Source organism: Collinsella sp. SGI.184 (assembly GCF_050313415.1).
Lineage (GTDB): Bacteria > Actinomycetota > Coriobacteriia > Coriobacteriales > Coriobacteriaceae > Collinsella.
In genome coordinates this window covers 15,529-30,068 of sequence record NZ_JBNPLJ010000004.1, presented here as the reverse complement: position 1 = coordinate 30,068, position 14,540 = coordinate 15,529, and the positions used below count along the sequence as shown (strand labels likewise).

General features: G+C 59.3%; 16 protein-coding genes. 1 reads left to right on the top strand and 15 read right to left on the bottom strand.

The features are described 5' to 3' along the window. Positions 1 to 164 precede the first annotated feature (164 nt). The 12 genes from ACQRAJ_RS02125 to purF form a co-directional block, all read right to left on the bottom strand. Positions 165 to 803, bottom strand: coding sequence for an amino acid ABC transporter permease (locus ACQRAJ_RS02125; protein WP_427747595.1), 639 nt, complete (start codon positions 801 to 803; stop codon positions 165 to 167). Between the two features lie 3 nt (positions 804 to 806). After that, a complete protein-coding gene (locus ACQRAJ_RS02120; RefSeq protein WP_427747594.1) occupies positions 807 to 1,553 on the bottom strand; it encodes an amino acid ABC transporter permease in 747 nt (248 codons plus the stop codon). A gap of 25 nt (positions 1,554 to 1,578) precedes the next feature. Further along, positions 1,579 to 2,454 carry a transporter substrate-binding domain-containing protein gene (locus ACQRAJ_RS02115; RefSeq protein WP_427747593.1) on the bottom strand — a complete coding sequence of 292 codons (876 nt, stop codon included), beginning with the start codon at positions 2,452 to 2,454 and terminating at the stop codon, positions 1,579 to 1,581. 8 nt (positions 2,455 to 2,462) lie between these two features. After that, positions 2,463 to 3,194, bottom strand: coding sequence for an amino acid ABC transporter ATP-binding protein (locus tag ACQRAJ_RS02110; protein WP_055251548.1), 732 nt, complete (start codon positions 3,192 to 3,194; stop codon positions 2,463 to 2,465). A gap of 368 nt (positions 3,195 to 3,562) precedes the next feature. Further along, positions 3,563 to 4,006 carry a GatB/YqeY domain-containing protein gene (locus ACQRAJ_RS02105; RefSeq protein ID WP_427747592.1) on the bottom strand — a complete coding sequence of 148 codons (444 nt, stop codon included), beginning with the start codon at positions 4,004 to 4,006 and terminating at the stop codon, positions 3,563 to 3,565. 54 nt (positions 4,007 to 4,060) lie between these two features. Beyond that, positions 4,061 to 5,284 carry a peptidylprolyl isomerase gene (locus tag ACQRAJ_RS02100; RefSeq protein ID WP_427747591.1) on the bottom strand — a complete coding sequence of 408 codons (1,224 nt, stop codon included), beginning with the start codon at positions 5,282 to 5,284 and terminating at the stop codon, positions 4,061 to 4,063. A gap of 179 nt (positions 5,285 to 5,463) precedes the next feature. Further along, on the bottom strand, positions 5,464 to 5,931 hold the full coding sequence (locus tag ACQRAJ_RS02095) for a PTS sugar transporter subunit IIA (protein ID WP_427747590.1): 468 nt from the start codon (positions 5,929 to 5,931) through the stop codon (positions 5,464 to 5,466). 65 nt (positions 5,932 to 5,996) lie between these two features. Continuing rightward, positions 5,997 to 6,464: a PIN domain-containing protein gene (locus ACQRAJ_RS02090; RefSeq protein ID WP_427747589.1), complete on the bottom strand. Its 468-nt coding sequence runs from the start codon at positions 6,462 to 6,464 to the stop codon at positions 5,997 to 5,999. Then, positions 6,461 to 6,805 carry a type II toxin-antitoxin system RelB/DinJ family antitoxin gene (locus tag ACQRAJ_RS02085; RefSeq protein ID WP_427747588.1) on the bottom strand — a complete coding sequence of 115 codons (345 nt, stop codon included), beginning with the start codon at positions 6,803 to 6,805 and terminating at the stop codon, positions 6,461 to 6,463. Before ACQRAJ_RS02085 ends, ACQRAJ_RS02090 begins: the two co-directional genes overlap by 4 nt. Positions 6,806 to 7,039: 234 nt before the next feature. Then, complete coding sequence (purN, locus tag ACQRAJ_RS02080; RefSeq protein ID WP_427747587.1) at positions 7,040 to 7,747, bottom strand: phosphoribosylglycinamide formyltransferase; 708 nt, start codon at positions 7,745 to 7,747, stop codon at positions 7,040 to 7,042. Further along, positions 7,737 to 8,840 carry a phosphoribosylformylglycinamidine cyclo-ligase gene (gene purM, locus ACQRAJ_RS02075; RefSeq protein WP_427747586.1) on the bottom strand — a complete coding sequence of 368 codons (1,104 nt, stop codon included), beginning with the start codon at positions 8,838 to 8,840 and terminating at the stop codon, positions 7,737 to 7,739. The genes purN and purM overlap by 11 nt, the downstream gene beginning before the upstream one ends. Before the next feature lie 156 nt (positions 8,841 to 8,996). Continuing rightward, positions 8,997 to 10,667 carry an amidophosphoribosyltransferase gene (gene purF / locus ACQRAJ_RS02070; RefSeq protein ID WP_427717962.1) on the bottom strand — a complete coding sequence of 557 codons (1,671 nt, stop codon included), beginning with the start codon at positions 10,665 to 10,667 and terminating at the stop codon, positions 8,997 to 8,999. Positions 10,668 to 10,964: 297 nt separating this feature from the next. On the opposite strand from purF, the gene ACQRAJ_RS02065 reads away from it, so the two are divergent. After that, complete coding sequence (locus tag ACQRAJ_RS02065) at positions 10,965 to 12,194, top strand: putative ABC transporter permease (protein ID WP_427747585.1); 1,230 nt, start codon at positions 10,965 to 10,967, stop codon at positions 12,192 to 12,194. A gap of 106 nt (positions 12,195 to 12,300) precedes the next feature. Here the strand turns inward: ACQRAJ_RS02065 and ACQRAJ_RS02060 are convergent, their stop codons facing one another. The 3 genes from ACQRAJ_RS02060 to purE form a co-directional block, all read right to left on the bottom strand. Then, positions 12,301 to 12,717, bottom strand: a complete 417-nt coding sequence (locus ACQRAJ_RS02060) for a molybdenum cofactor biosynthesis protein MoaE (protein WP_427747584.1) — start codon at positions 12,715 to 12,717, stop codon at positions 12,301 to 12,303. A gap of 143 nt (positions 12,718 to 12,860) precedes the next feature. Further along, a complete protein-coding gene (locus tag ACQRAJ_RS02055; RefSeq protein ID WP_427747583.1) occupies positions 12,861 to 13,865 on the bottom strand; it encodes a class B sortase in 1,005 nt (334 codons plus the stop codon). Between the two features lie 36 nt (positions 13,866 to 13,901). Then, positions 13,902 to 14,366 (bottom strand): 5-(carboxyamino)imidazole ribonucleotide mutase, encoded by a 465-nt coding sequence (gene purE / locus ACQRAJ_RS02050; protein WP_154516732.1) that lies wholly within the window; start codon positions 14,364 to 14,366, stop codon positions 13,902 to 13,904. Between the last annotated feature and the right edge of the window lie 174 nt (positions 14,367 to 14,540).

Genomic DNA, 14,540 nt, shown 5'->3' with positions numbered 1-14,540 from the left:
TTTCTCTATGTGACAAAGGGACAGTCCCTTTGTCACATTCATTTTGCCCCCACCTTCGTCCTGGTTTCCCAAGTGCGACAGATTGCCCCGAAAGCGGAGCGCCGCGTACTAAATGTACGCAAGCGACGATTGAGGGGCAAGGTGCCGTGCTTGGGGAAACGGGACTATGCGGCCACAATGCGATGTTGATATGCCCTCACCAGCAGCGAGATACCAAAGTTGAGCACAAAGTACATCGCAAACACCAGGCCGTAGAGCATAAGCACCTGCGACAGGTCGATCGCGTGGGCCATCACGACGTTTGCCGTGTACATGAGCTCGGCCACGTTAATGCCCGAAAGATACGAGCTGTCCTTGATGACGGTCGTGCACTGGCTAAACAGCGCCGGAATGATCGTCTTAAACGTCTGCGGCAGAATGATGTAGCGCATGGTGGCAAAGAAGCCAAAGCCCTGGCTCTGCGCCGCCTCAAACTGGCCGCGCGGAATCGAGTTGAGGCCGCCGCGCACAATCTCGGCCATAACGGCGCTGGTAAACAGCGTAAAGGCGATGGTCGAAATCACAATGTCCAAACCCTGCACCGTAAAGTAGATAAACAGGATCCACAGCAAGTTTGGCGTGCAACGGAACAGCTCGATATAGGCGCTCACCAAAATACGGAATGGACGGGGCGCGTAGCTTTTAACGAGCGCCAGCACCGTGCCAAAGATGAGCGAGAAAAAGATCGACAGCGCCGAGATCTCGATCGTCTTAACAAAGCCGCTCCAGATGTAGAGCAGGTTGGTCGCGTTGAAGATTTCCATGCGCTAGGCCTCCTCTACGTTGTCGAGCCCCAGCTCGGCCAGGCTCACGCCGCGCGGACGCTCCTTGGAGCGGCGCTCGAGCCACTGCACCAGCATGGCGAGCGGGAAGCAGATGATGAAGTACATAAGGCAGCAGACGATGTATCCCTGCAGGTAACCGTACAGACTCACAAAGTTGTCGGAACGGTACATAAGGTCGCCGCCGGCCACAAGCGCCAGCACCGACGTGTTCTTGACCAGGTTGAGCGCCTGGTTACACAGCGGCGGCAGAATGATCTTGAACGTCTGGGGCAGCACGATGTAGCAGTATGCCTGCGCACGGGTGAAGCCCTGGCTCTGGGCCGCCTCCATCTGGCCACGCGGAACGGCCTCGATACCGGTGCGGATGACCTCCGAAATGTAGGCAGCGTGATACAGGCCCACGCCCAAGAAGCCCAGCACAAACGGCGCGATACGCACCGGCTGGTCGGCACCGGTTATGGCCTGCAAAAACTGCGGACCGGCCATGTACATAAAGAGCACCTGCACGGGCAGCGGGGTGTTCTGGTAAAACTCCACGTACACGCGGCTTATGGCGCGCAGAACGCGAGAACGAGTGGTAGAGAACACGCCAAGCAGCGTGCCCAGCACCAGCGACAGCAGCAGGCCGGCAACGACCACCTGCAGCGTCACGCCAAAGCCCTCCCAGAAGGGCCCCATGTTTTGGAATGTCGTCGACCAGCGGTCGGCGTCAAACAATCCTTCGAGCATTTGATTCCTTCCTTGGACGATGCGCCTATACAAGACCCCAGGTCTTAACCTCTTGGTCGAGCCAGCCGTCGGCCAGGCGATCGCATATCACCTGATCGACCACGGCCGAAAGATCACAGCCCTTCTTGGTCGCCACGCCGTAGCCCTGCTCGCCAAACTTGACCTCGGGTTGCAGCAGCTCAACGGTCTCGTTCATGTAACCGGCCAGCGTGGAGCGGTCCATGGCAAAGACGTCGATATTGCCGGCATCGAGCGAACTCTTAATGATGGGGTAGCCGCTAAAGGCCCTAAACTCGGGCTTGCAGCTAAAGCCGTTGTCCTTGATCATCTGCTCGATCAGGCCCTGCGTGGTTGCACCCTGGCTCACGCCAATGACTTTGCCGTCCAGGTCCTCAATCGAGGTAAAGCCCGAACGCTTCTTGACCATGAGTCCCACGTAGTCGGTGCGGTACGGCGTCGAGAAATCCCAGCTCTTCTTGCGCTCGTCGGTGATGGTGTAGGTCGCCGCGACCACGTCGAGCTGGCCGTTATCGATCAGCGGGCCGCGCGTCTTGGGCGTTACGTCAGTAAACTCGACAAGCTCATGGGCACGGGCCTCCTTGTAGCTCACGCCAAAGACGGCAGCGGCGATCTGGTAGCACAAATCGACCTCCATGCCCTCAAAGCGGCCCTTGGCGGTGTCGTAATAGCCGTAGCCGGGAACGTCCTTCTTAACGCCGGCATTCAGATGGCCACGCGACTTGATGGCCGCAAGCTTAGACCCCTTGTCGGAGTCCTCACCGCCGGTGGAGTTGCCGCAACCGGTAAGCGCGGTCCCCGTCAGCGCGAGCATACCGGCGCCCGCCAGCTGCAAAAAGTGGCGGCGCGACACGGCCGCCCTCGTCATATCCGTCATGTCCATCACCGCGCCTAGTGCAGAATCTTGGACAGAAACTCGCGGCAGCGCGGGTTCTCGGGGTTATCGAAGAAGTGCTCGGGTGTGCCCTCCTCCAGGATGCGGCCGTCCTCCATAAAGATGACGCGGTCGGCCACCTGGCGCGCAAAGCCCATCTCGTGCGTCACGCAGATCATGGTGATATCCTCCTGCGCGAGCTCAATCATAACGTCCAGGACTTCCTGGACCATCTCGGGGTCGAGCGCCGAGGTCGGCTCGTCAAACAGGATGATGGGCTGCTTGGTGCACAGGGCACGGGCAATGGCGATGCGCTGCTGCTGACCGCCCGAGAGGTTCTGCGGATACTCGCCGGCCTTATGCGCCATGCCGACGCGCTTGAGCGCGGCGATGGCGATCTCGGTCGCCTCCTCCTTACTCTTCTTTTGCAGCTTGATGGGCGCGAGCGTCAGGTTGCCCAGCACCGTCATGTTGGGATATAGGTTGAACTGCTGAAACACCATGGAGCTGTACTTGCGAGCCATCTCCAGGTGATTCTTTTTGGTGAGCGGCGTACCGTCGATGATGACCTCGCCCGACGTGGGCTCCTCCAGATAATCGACGCAACGGATGAGCGTGGACTTGCCCGAGCCGGAAGGCCCGATCATTACGAGCTTCTCGCCGCGCTTGACGGTGAGGTTGATATCTTTGAGCACATGCAGGTCGCCAAAGTACTTGTTGAGATGCTTGATCTCGATCATGTCTGCCATGAATATCCCTTCCCTGTGCTTACACGAATTGCTCTATTTTACGGAAAGAACCACGTTTCCGCAGCCCACACTGCATTCCCGTAAAGAACCCGCAACCTTTAACCCACTCATTGGGGACAGGCTTAAATGAGTGCCCAGCCCACCAAAAAGGGGCGCGACCATGACGGCCATACCCCTCAAGACCCGAAAATAATACAACCGCCCTTGTTGAGCATAAGTCAGCGAAAACCCGTACACGCGAGCAAGGTGACGTGAAATGAAAGGGCGCAGACCTCATGGTCGCGCCCTTGAAATTGAACGTCAGATTGCCGCGTGTACGGGTTTGCAGCGTCGAGCCGTTACGCGGTTTGGTAAAACCGCGTAACAAATTACACGAGTTTGCCGCCGACAATCTTGGCGGCTGCAGGCTTATCGAAGTTGCCGCCGGTGGCCTTGCCGAGCGCCCCCATAACCTGGCCCATCTGCTTCTTGGATGTGGCGCCCAGCTCGGCGATGACCTGCTCAATCAGCGTCTCGAGCTCCTCGCCCGAAACCTGGGCGGGCAGCAGGCTCTCCAGAATCTTGACCTGCTCGGTTAGGTTGTCGGTACGATCTTGATCGGTACCGGCCTTGATGGACATCTCCAACGTCTCGCTTGTCTGCTTAATCAGACGCTTGATCATGCTGTTGACGTCTTCCTCGGTCACGTCGCGTCGCTCGTTGACCTCGATGTTCTTAACCTCGGCCTTGACCTGGCGAATGATAGACAGGCGAACCTTGTCCTTGGCCTTCATGGCGGCAATCATTTCCTGCTGCAGCTCTTCGTTGGTCATCTGCAAATCCTCCTCAATAACATGGGCGGCACTCGCACGAGCACCGCCCCTTGATTACTCAGTCGTCGACGAATCGTCGGTCGAGCTCTTGGTGACGCCCTTCAGGCTCACGTTATAGGGCACGTCCTTGGGCATGGGGTTGACGGTAATGTCGGCATCCTTCGTGTACTTCTCCAGCCACTCGTTGTATGCCGTGCCCGATGCCTGGGTCTTCACCACATTGGAAACGTACTTCTTAATAGCCTTGGGCACCTGATTGATGTCATCGACCTGGCCATCGACATGGAAGTAGTCGGTGCACTTGATGATGTGGTAGCCATACGTCGACTCGACCACATCGCTCATATCGCCCTTGTTAAGGCCCTCGAGCGCCGTCTGGTAGCTGTCGACAAAGGTGGTGAGCTTATCCCAGCCCACGTCACCCTTCTTCTCCTTGGAACCGGTGTCGTCGGAATACTGCTTCACGGCATCCTCAAAGCTCAGCTCGCCGGAGTTGATCTTATCCAGGCACTCCTGCGCCTTGGCCTTGGCGGCGGCCTTGTCCTCGTCGGAAGCGTCGGAATCAACCTTGATCAGGATGTTCGACGAGCGGCGGGCATCGTTGTAGTTAGACAGGTTCTCGTTAATGTAATCGACAATCTCGCTGTCCTTGGGCTTGCTGGTGGGAGCAACGGTATCCTTAAGCTTCTGCTGCGCCAGGCTCTCCTTGAGCGAGTCCTTGTAGGTGTCCTCGGTATAGCCGTAGGTCTTAAGGGTCTCCTTAAAGGTCTTGGCGCCGCCCGCGCTCTTGCAGGCGTCCTTCCAAGCCTTCTCTACTTCCTCGTCCGAAACCGTCACGCCGTTCTCCTTCTGCGCCTGCTGGAGCAGAATCTGCTGCGTATAGGAATCGATGAGCTGTTTGCGGTACTTCTTGGGCGTCAGGTCGTTGTCAACCAGATACTGCGCCCAATCCTCATCCTTGGTGTAGCCGTAGGACGTGCGCATGCTCATGATCTGCTTGGTTACGGTGTCCTCGGTGAGATTGGTTCCGTTGACGGTAGCAGCCACACCGCCGGTCAGTTTGTAACCCGAGTTATTGTTCTCGGTCTGCGACATCAAACCGGAGCACGCCATGGCCGAGACGGAAAGCAGCATTGCCAGCACGCCGATAACCACCAGAACGATCTTGACGGTCTTGGACACATAGGTCTTGCGCTGCTTCTTGCGAGAGCTGGAGGCGGCGCGGGCCTGCTGCTCGGGCGTCGGCGCGGCCTCGGAGTTCTTTTTCTTATTTGCCATAGTTGGCCTTTCGCATCACGAATCGAACAAACGTCATTGTGTCACAACGCAGCCCCGCGGCACACCTGGTGCATGGGAGACAGGTCAATCTGCACCATTTTGGTGCAAAGGGGACAGCTCCGACAGCTAGGGACGTTCCTTTTCTGCCGGCAGTTAGGGACAGTCCCCAAATGCCGGCCCTAGAAGTGGCGGCGGATGGCGTCGACCATGCCCTGGGACGAAGTCTGACCGAGCACGTCGGCTGCGGCGTCGGCATCCATAAAGATATTCATAAGCGCTTGCAGGGCCTCGACCTGGCCGCCCGGCTCGGCAATACCCAGATTGATGATGATCTGCGCCGGCACGGGGGCACCCATGCCCGCCATAGCATTGAACGTCACGGGCGCGGAGGGCTTCACCACCGCGATATAGGGCTTAGCCACAAACCCCGGATCGGTATGCGGAATGGCAATATTGGCCGCCGGCATGGCGAGGCCCGTGGGATAGATGTCCTCGCGCGTACGGACGGCATCGAGCCAACCGGACGCAATGTAGCCGTGCGGAGCAAGCTCGCCCTCGAGTCGCGCAAACACCTCATCCGGCGTCGCGCACTCCCAATCAAAAAACACCAGCTCAGGCGCGAATAGCATCTCGGCGTTATCCGCCATACCGTCCTCCAAAGTTGCATGAGGTTCACAATGCCCCATATGATAGCGAAACCAGACAGGCAAGGTTAGCCGAGGATCCCAATCATCTCGAGTGCGCGGGCAGGCGTCAAGCACACCTCGGGCATCGCCTCCAGCATGCGCCGATCGCTCGTGACCACGTAGTCAACATCTGCCGTCTCGCCCGAAGCGATGATGAGGTTGTCTTCGAGATCCGGCATGCGCTTGCCAAGCATGCGCGCCATCTCGCACTCTGCCAACGAAAGCGGAGAGGCAGTTGCCACCTGCATCATATGCTCGATGCAGGCCCATGACGCCGAGGCAAACGAAACGTTAATCCCATTCGCATTCCGCCGAGCCAGACGCCGAGGCAGGATATAGAACACATCCTTTGCCGTCGTGGGCGTGTACAGAAGGTCAATCTTTCCCGCCTCGGCCAGTTCAACTAATCTCTTCGCTTCGTCGAACGCCCCCTCTTGCAGGTAATAATCGAGCCAAACGTTCGTATCTACCAAGAGATGCTTTGCCTCGATCATCGACAATTCGCCTCAATATCGGCAATCATCGTGTCATACATATCATCTCGTACGGCATCCCAATCTTCCGCAGATGATCCAACTGGCGCAAAATCCGAAGCATTTAACCCCAGCGATGAAAAAGCTAGGCCACACCCCTGCTCAGCCAGGCTCTCCGCGCGGGGCGCCTCGCGCTTATCCGTCACCATAAATCCCGGCAACGCTTGATGCTCGACAAGATAGGCCCAAAGCGCACGAACGGCATCGCTCGGCCCCAATCCATTGCGTGTCAGGACCGCATCGCCACCAGCCTTGAGCATAGGATCGATTCGTGTGTTGAGCTGCACCGTTGCTGCACCCATAGCGGCTCCTTTCTACTTGCTAGCAGTATAGCAAACATAAAAGGCCACGCAAAAGGGCCCCGCCCACACACGGACGAGGCCCTATCGGATTTCTTGGAATGGGAATGGTGCCCGTCACGTTATCCAAAGCCCAAAATCAAAGAGGTATTAAGCTGATTGGGGCACATGTGATTCCATATGCCCCAATCAGCTTTTTTGATAGTTTACGTCGCAAGGAAAACCAAGCGAATCCTTTTACGCACGATGGCGCGCCGGATCAATTGCAACCTTACCGCTCTCCAACACGTGGACGCGGCCGTCAGCGAGCATCTGCACGACTTCGGGATACAGCACGTGCTCGATCGCATGGATGTGCTCCTCGAGTGTGTCGACATCCCAGCCTTCCTCAACGGCCAGCGCGCGCTGGGCAATGATGGGGCCGTTGTCGTAGACCTCGTTGGCAAAATGCACGGTCACACCGGTCACCTTGACGCCGCGCGTAAAGGCATCGTCGATCGCATGCGCACCGGTAAAGCTCGGCAGCAGCGCCGGATGCAGATTGACAACGCGGTTGGGGAACGCCGCCAGCAGCGGCGTATGCACCATGCGCATGTAGCCAGCCATGACCACATACTCGCAGCCGCGCTCGAGAAGCTCGTGCGCAATAATCTCGTCGGCGGCGATAGGGTCGGCGTAGACATCCTTGGAGAGCGTCAGCGTCTGGATACCCGCACGCTCTGCACGCTGCAGGCCCTTGGCCGAAGGACGGCTCGACACCACGAGCTCGATCGAAGCATTGAGCTTGCCGGCGGCGATCAGGTCGATCAGCGCCTGTAGGTTGGTGCCCGAACCGCTGATGAGCACGCCGATCTTGAGCGGCTCGGTGGTATCGGTGCCGGTCGGACGGGTATAGGGCGCAAAACCCAAGCCCTCGGCGGCAGTCATCTGCTCGTTAGCGCTCATCGGAGTACACGACCTTACCGGAGCCCTCGACGCATTCGCCCACGCGGAACGGCTTCTCGCCCAGCGCGACCAGGGCATCGGTTACCGCGGCCTCATCTTCGGGAGCGACAATCAGGCACAGGCCGACGCCCATGTTGAAGGTCTTGCATGCCTCGTTGGGCGTAAGCTCGGCCTGGCGCGAAACATAGGTGATGACGGGCGGAACGTCCCAGCCCATCTCGGCGCCATTACGGGTGACCACGGCGTCGACGTCGTCGGCCAGCGCACGGTTAAGGTTCTCGGTGATGCCGCCGCCGGTGATATGGGCGATGGCGTGCACCGGAGCGCCGCCGCGGAGCAGCTCAAGAATCGGCTTGACGTAGATGCGCGTGGGGGCCAGCAGAGCGTCTGCCAGTGATGCGCCGCCGAGCTCCTCGAGCGGACGGCTCAGCTCCTCGGCCTTAGCGGCGGCCTCGGGCGTACCAGGCTTGATGCCGTCAACGCCGATGACCTTACGCACGAGCGAGTAGCCGTTGGAGTGCACGCCGGTGGAGGGAAGGCCCAGAATCACGTCGCCGGGGCGGACGTTGGCGGGGTCGAGCATCTTGGGACGGTCGACGACACCCACGGTAAAGCCGGCGAGGTCGTAGTCGGCGGGAGCCATGACGCCCGGGTGCTCGGCCATCTCGCCGCCCACGAGCGCGCAGCCCGCGAGCTTGCAGCCGTCTGCCACGCCCTTGATGATCTTTGCCATGTGCTCGGCCTCGATGTGGCCGATGGCAACATAGTCCAAAAAGAAGAGCGGCTCGGCGCCCGAAGCCAAAATGTCGTTGACGCACATGGCGACCAGGTCCTGGCCCACCGTCTCGTGACGGTCCATGATCTGGGCGAGGACGAGTTTGGTGCCCACGCCGTCGGTACCGCTGATCAGGATCGGGTCTTCCATATCCTTAAGCGCGGCGGCCGAGAACAGGCCGCCAAAGCCACCGATGCCGCCGATAACCTCGGGACGGTTGGTATCCTTAACCATTTGCTTAATAGCGTCGACGGCGCGGCCGCCCTCGGCGGTATCGACGCCGGCATCCTCATACGTCACATGCTTGCTGTCGCTCATCTGAGCCTTCCTCTCCCACTACTGTTTGACACACAGACGCCAAACAGTGCCCATAGTTGCCCTCAAGTTGGCGCACACGGTAACAACACGCGCCGCCAAATCAACAAAACAGCAGGTAAAACCTACCAAAATAAACCTGTCCCTAAATGGCAGGTTCTAGGCCTCGCCGTGCTTCTCTTCCCAGCTGCGGTCATCGTATTTCTCGACCACGGCGTCATCGCCAAAGTGCAGCGGCTTATCCAGGTTGCGGGGCTTAAAGCCCTCCATAAACTTGTCGCGGCCAAAGCTCTCGGGAATCGCCACGGGATAACGGCCGGTAAAGCACGCATCGCAGTAGCCGCCCTTGGGCATGACCTTCAGCAGGCCCTCGACCGAAAGGAAGGCCAGCGAATCGGCGCCAATGTACTCGCAGATCTCATCGACCGTCTTGTTAGCGCTGATGAGCTGCGACTGCACGTCGGTATCGATGCCGTAGAAGCACGGCCAGATGACCTCGGGCGAGTTGATGCGGATGTGAATCTCCTTGGCGCCGGCGTTGCGCAGCATCTTGACGAGCTGCACCATGGTGGTGCCGCGTACGATGGAGTCGTCGATGACGACCAGGCGCTTGCCCTCGATATTGTCGCGCAGCGGATTGAGCTTCATGCGCACGCCCATGGCACGCAGCTCCTGCGTGGGCTCGATAAACGTACGGCCCACATAGCGATTCTTGATGAGGCCCTCGCCAAAGGGAATGCCGCTCTCGCGCGAATAACCCTCCGCAGGCGGCAGACCGGAGTCGGGCACGCCGATGACCAGGTCGGCATCGACGGGCTCCTCGTGTGCCAGCTGACGACCCATGTCGTAACGGCAGGCGTAGACGCTCTTGCCATTCATGATGGAGTCGGGGCGGGCAAAGTAGACCTGCTCAAAGATGCAGTTAGCGGGCTCTTCGGCAGCGGGCACACCCTGCTCGGATACCAGGCCCTCGGCACTGATGCGCAAGATCTCGCCGGGACGGACATCACGGACATACTCGGCGCCCACGATATCGAGTGCACATGTCTCGGAGGCAACGACCCAGCCGCCAGCGCGCGTGACATGAGCGGCAGCGTCGACCGTCGCGGCGTCGTCTTGCGACGGTAGCTGCGAAACGGATGCGGCGTCGGCCTGGTCCAGGCCCTCGTCCACGAGCTTGCCCAGCACCAGCGGACGAATGCCATGTGGGTCGCGGAAAGCGTAGAGTGCCTGCTCGTTGATGAGCGTCATGGCGTAGCCGCCGCGCACGAGCTCCATGGTCTTGCGAATGCCCTCGCGCAGGTGGCCCGTACGCTGGGTAAAGTAGCCAATGAGCTTGGTCGCGACCTCGGAATCCGAATTGGAGAGGAACGGCACGCCGAGCTCGATCAGCTGGCGGCGCAGCTCGTCAGTGTTAACCAGGGTGCCGTTGTGCGCAAGCGCGATGATGACGCTGTTGATGGTGGAAAGATGCGGCTGCGAGGCTTCCCAGCTCTTGGCGCCGGCGGTACCATAGCGCACGTGGCCCACAGCCAACTGGCCGGAGAGCGTCGACAGGTCGGCGTTGGAGAACACGCGATCGAGCAGTCCCAGGTCTTTGCGAACCATAACCGTGCCGCCATCGCCCACGGCGATTCCCGCCGATTCCTGGCCGCGATGCTGCAGCGCACGCAGACCAAAGTACGTCAGTCGAGCCACGTCGCGATCGGGTGCCCACACACCAAAGATGCCGCATTCCTCATGCAGCTGGTCGGAGTCCGGATCATACGTCGACATGGTCGTCACCCGTCCTGTAGCACGCTCGGCCGCGCGGATGGTTTCTTGAGACATGGCATCCCCTCAGAGCCTCGTTATTTGGCGTTACCTGCCCTATTATACGCACGGCAAGACAAGCACTCCCGCGCATGAACAGCGGTTTTTAAAAGCCCACCGAGCTTATAATCCGTTTTGCGGCCAAACATTTTATCGGGCAACCCGCCCTCGGGGCCAACGGTCCCGTATGTTTCCGTCGCGACGCGTCTCGCCCACCGTTAGGGCTTACATTGCTGCAATTGGGCCATTCGTCCTGTCTTTAAGCAGGTCGGCGGCGTATCCTTGTAACCTACAACAAAACGAGAAAGGTTCCGTATGGATCGAAACGAACTCGACCCCAGCGTCCCCAGCGCCACGGAGGTCAAGAAGATTCCCCTCATCATTAAGGTGTACGCCGTCCTGTGCATCCTGTCCGGCGTAGGCACGCTCCCTTCGGTCGGCGCTTTTATGTGGCAGGTCATCACCGCGCTCATCAACGGCAACGCCGCCGCCAAGCTCGGCGACAACACGCTCGTCGCGGTCGGCCTTATCGTCGCCGGCATCATGCTCTCGGCGGCGAGCGCGGTCATCTTGATCATCTTTGGCCTGGACCTCATCAAGAACCAGCGCCGCAACGCCGCGCGCCTGTCCTATATCCTTATCGCACTTACCGTCATTGAGCTTTTGGTCGACGTGATGCTCCAGGGTATCGGGCCGTTCTTGCTGCGCCCCGCCATCCAGCTCGGCATCCTCGTCGCGCTTTCGGCCACTGTTGACCCCACGCTTCGTCAGGAGCGCGAACTGCAGCGCCGCCTGCAGGAGATGCTCGATCGCGACGCCGCCGCCGAGGGCATGCTCGGCCGCGATGAGACCGGCGAGGGCTACATTAAGCTCAACTACTTCAACCTGTTCTGGGTATTCTTTGTCTGCTGCGTGCTCGGCCTGATCCTGGAGGACATCTGGCACATGACGGTCGACGATCCAGGCGTCTACCAGAACCGCGCCGGCATGCTATTTGGCCCCTTCAGCCCCATCTACGGATTTGGCGCCGTACTCATGACCATGGTGCTCAACCGCTTCTACAAAAAGAACCCCATCATTATCTTTTTGGTGAGCGCCCTGCTTGGCGCAAGCTTTGAGGTCTTTGTAGGCTGGTTTATGCAGACCTCGTTCGGTGTGGTCTCGTGGAGCTACTCGCATATGAAGCTCTTTGGCATGCCCGATCCGCTCGCCGTGCTTACGGGCGGTCGCACTTGCACGGGCTTCGCCTGCCTGTGGGGTCTGGGCGGACTCATCTGGATCAAGCTGCTGCTGCCCAGATTGCTCAAGCTCATTAACATGATTCCCTGGAAGAGTCGCTACTCAGCCACCGTCATCTTTACCATCATCATGCTGGTCGACGGCGTCATGACGCTGCAATCGCTCGACTACTGGTACCAGCGTGTCAACGGCACGGCCAGCGATATTCCCGTTGCGCAGTTCTACGGAAAGTACTTCGATAACGAGTATATGGAAAATCGCTTCCAGAGCATGACCATGAGCCCCAAGGACGCCACGCGCGTGTAGCGAGCGCCGGCACAAAACAGCCCCAACACACCAAAGCCCGCTGGCAGATCTACATGAACTGCCAGCGAGCTTTTGCTATAGACGTACACGGGTTGCCGGCTAGGCGTTACGCTTCGCGCTCGACCTCGCTCACGCACTCGTTCTTGATAGTGCCGACGAGCGCCTGCAGGGCATCGACCACATGCGGGCGAATGTCTCCGCCAATGAGCACGAGCATGATATCGTCGCCCACGGCAAGCTCGCCGCTCGCCAGCCATACGCGCACATAGCCGATACCCGGCATCGTGCGCGTCGCCTCGATGGCAGCCTGTACCTTGCTGGCGTCGTAGCCAAACACCATGCCGCCCACCTTGTGGTCCGGCGCCACGCCATCGGTCTCGACACCGCGCGCCTCGGACTTGGGTGTCGCACGCACCACGCCATTGTGCGTCAGGTACATGCCACACGCCGGCGCCGAAGCGTCGGCCTTGGCTTCGCGCAGCCACGCATCGACCGAAGGCATCAATTTGCCGTTCTCAAGCATCATTTCTCCTTTTTAGCGTCGTCGAGTAGCTAATTTGGGACGGGGCTCTTTTAGCTACCCCCGTCACCTAACCCAGCAAAATCATTCTGCATATCCGGGGTAGCTAAAAGAGCCCCGTCCCAAATTAGCTACTCTCGAACCGCTTATTCCTCGACCGGCGTGAGTACCATGACTGCGCGCGTATTGCTAAATGACAGTGAGCGGCAGGTCACAAGTGTTACGACCTTGGTTGCCGAAGCGGCACGATCGGTGGCATCGCTCGCCACGGCCGAGGCGCCATCGAGCATCTCGGACAGATAATTCGTCAGCCCGTCGTCGCCCTCAAAGTTGGTCGCGCGCGCCTTGGAGTACGTATCCTCAACCACCTTGGTCGCCAGCGGTCTCAGCTTATACGTGCCATCGCGCGTGATGTAGTACACGTACTCGATGCTGTCGAACGTCGCCTGGTCGGTGGTGTCCGAGATCACATTAAACATCGATCCGTCGTTCATATGGTGGCCGTAGATTGTCGTCTGCTGGTCCACCATGCCCGGCGCGACATCTTCGAAGTCCAAGAAAATCGCACCCGATGCATTGGACGTACCGTCAAACAGCGTGTTGAGGTATTTAGAGTTGTCCTTGGCCTGCACCACGGGATAGTTGATGTTGGTATCCGGCACATAAATCCATCCCACGATCTCGGGATTTGCCTTAGCAAGAGCGTCAAAATCGACAATCGGCACGCCGCTCGCATCCTTATCGCTCACGTACTGCTTCTCGATTTTCTGGTACGAATCGCTTGCCTGCTTATAGCCAATCTGAGCATTGATAAAGATGGCGGCAGCGGCGACAATCAGACCGATGCCCACGATGATGAGCAGAATGGGGATGATGGAGCGGCGCTTCTTACGCGGCGGCTCGGTGTAGCTGGACGGAGCGCCGCTCGGTTGCCTCGTCGACCGGGCCTGCTTCTTTGCCGTGCCATATGACGAGGGGCGAAACGCAGCCGGCGTATCCTGACGGCGATGGGACGTCGGCGTTACGGGGCGCGGCGCACGAGCCTGTTGAGGAGAGGATGCCCGACCCTGCTGCATGGAGCGGGCCGATCCCGACTTGGATGGATCGGGGATATGAGAAGCCGAGAAACGTTTTCCCTGATAGTCGGACATGACTCTCCCTATGATTACAACGGAACGGCAAGCCGCTTAGGCGTCAGCCATCTCCTGCTTCATCTTCTCGATAATTGCGCGATACTCGGGATCGCAAGCACCCAGAATCTGCGTGGCGTAGATGGCAGCGTTCTTGGCGCCGTTGATGGCAACGCATGCCACAGGCACGCCCGAAGGCATCTGCACCATCGACAGCAGCGAATCCATGCCGCCCAGATCACTCGTCTTCATAGGCACGCCGATAACCGGCAGCGGCGTAAAGGCAGCCACGACACCGCCCAGGTGCGCGGCCTTGCCGGCTGCGGCGATAATCACCTTGATGCCACGGTCGGCGGCAGTCGAAGCCCACTCGTGGACCTTCGCCGGCGTACGGTGCGCGCTGGCAATCACGAGCTCATAGGGCACACCGAGCGCCTCGAGCTCGGCGGTGCAGCCTTCCATAACGCCCAGATCGGACTTGGAACCCATGATGATCCCGACAACCGGCTTTTGATCTGCCATAAACAAAGACCTCCTGTTGAGAGCGGTGACGCGGCCAATCCGCGACCCTTAACTACTGAGAGTAGTATAGCTGCTCCCGTCCCTGCGGTCTTTGTGGCGCTTCGCGGGCGGGCCAGGCTTTATCTTCACTCCGGTTGCTTCGCAAAGTCGTTCAGATAAAGACTGGCCCGCCCG

What these genes read in the sequence shown, in the direction of transcription:
- ACQRAJ_RS02125 (WP_427747595.1), bottom strand. Translation starts at nt 803, where the DNA reads ATGGAAATCTTCAACGCGACCAACCTGCTCTACATCTGGAGCGGCTTT.
- ACQRAJ_RS02120 (WP_427747594.1), bottom strand. Translation starts at nt 1,553, where the DNA reads ATGCTCGAAGGATTGTTTGACGCCGACCGCTGGTCGACGACATTCCAA.
- ACQRAJ_RS02115 (WP_427747593.1), bottom strand. Translation starts at nt 2,454, where the DNA reads ATGGACATGACGGATATGACGAGGGCGGCCGTGTCGCGCCGCCACTTT.
- ACQRAJ_RS02110 (WP_055251548.1), bottom strand. Translation starts at nt 3,194, where the DNA reads ATGGCAGACATGATCGAGATCAAGCATCTCAACAAGTACTTTGGCGAC.
- ACQRAJ_RS02105 (WP_427747592.1), bottom strand. Translation starts at nt 4,006, where the DNA reads ATGACCAACGAAGAGCTGCAGCAGGAAATGATTGCCGCCATGAAGGCC.
- ACQRAJ_RS02100 (WP_427747591.1), bottom strand. Translation starts at nt 5,284, where the DNA reads ATGGCAAATAAGAAAAAGAACTCCGAGGCCGCGCCGACGCCCGAGCAG.
- ACQRAJ_RS02095 (WP_427747590.1), bottom strand. Translation starts at nt 5,931, where the DNA reads ATGGCGGATAACGCCGAGATGCTATTCGCGCCTGAGCTGGTGTTTTTT.
- ACQRAJ_RS02090 (WP_427747589.1), bottom strand. Translation starts at nt 6,464, where the DNA reads ATGATCGAGGCAAAGCATCTCTTGGTAGATACGAACGTTTGGCTCGAT.
- ACQRAJ_RS02085 (WP_427747588.1), bottom strand. Translation starts at nt 6,805, where the DNA reads ATGGGTGCAGCAACGGTGCAGCTCAACACACGAATCGATCCTATGCTC.
- purN (WP_427747587.1), bottom strand. Translation starts at nt 7,747, where the DNA reads ATGAGCGCTAACGAGCAGATGACTGCCGCCGAGGGCTTGGGTTTTGCG.
- purM (WP_427747586.1), bottom strand. Translation starts at nt 8,840, where the DNA reads ATGAGCGACAGCAAGCATGTGACGTATGAGGATGCCGGCGTCGATACC.
- purF (WP_427717962.1), bottom strand. Translation starts at nt 10,667, where the DNA reads ATGTCTCAAGAAACCATCCGCGCGGCCGAGCGTGCTACAGGACGGGTG.
- ACQRAJ_RS02065 (WP_427747585.1), top strand. Translation starts at nt 10,965, where the DNA reads ATGGATCGAAACGAACTCGACCCCAGCGTCCCCAGCGCCACGGAGGTC.
- ACQRAJ_RS02060 (WP_427747584.1), bottom strand. Translation starts at nt 12,717, where the DNA reads ATGCTTGAGAACGGCAAATTGATGCCTTCGGTCGATGCGTGGCTGCGC.
- ACQRAJ_RS02055 (WP_427747583.1), bottom strand. Translation starts at nt 13,865, where the DNA reads ATGTCCGACTATCAGGGAAAACGTTTCTCGGCTTCTCATATCCCCGAT.
- purE (WP_154516732.1), bottom strand. Translation starts at nt 14,366, where the DNA reads ATGGCAGATCAAAAGCCGGTTGTCGGGATCATCATGGGTTCCAAGTCC.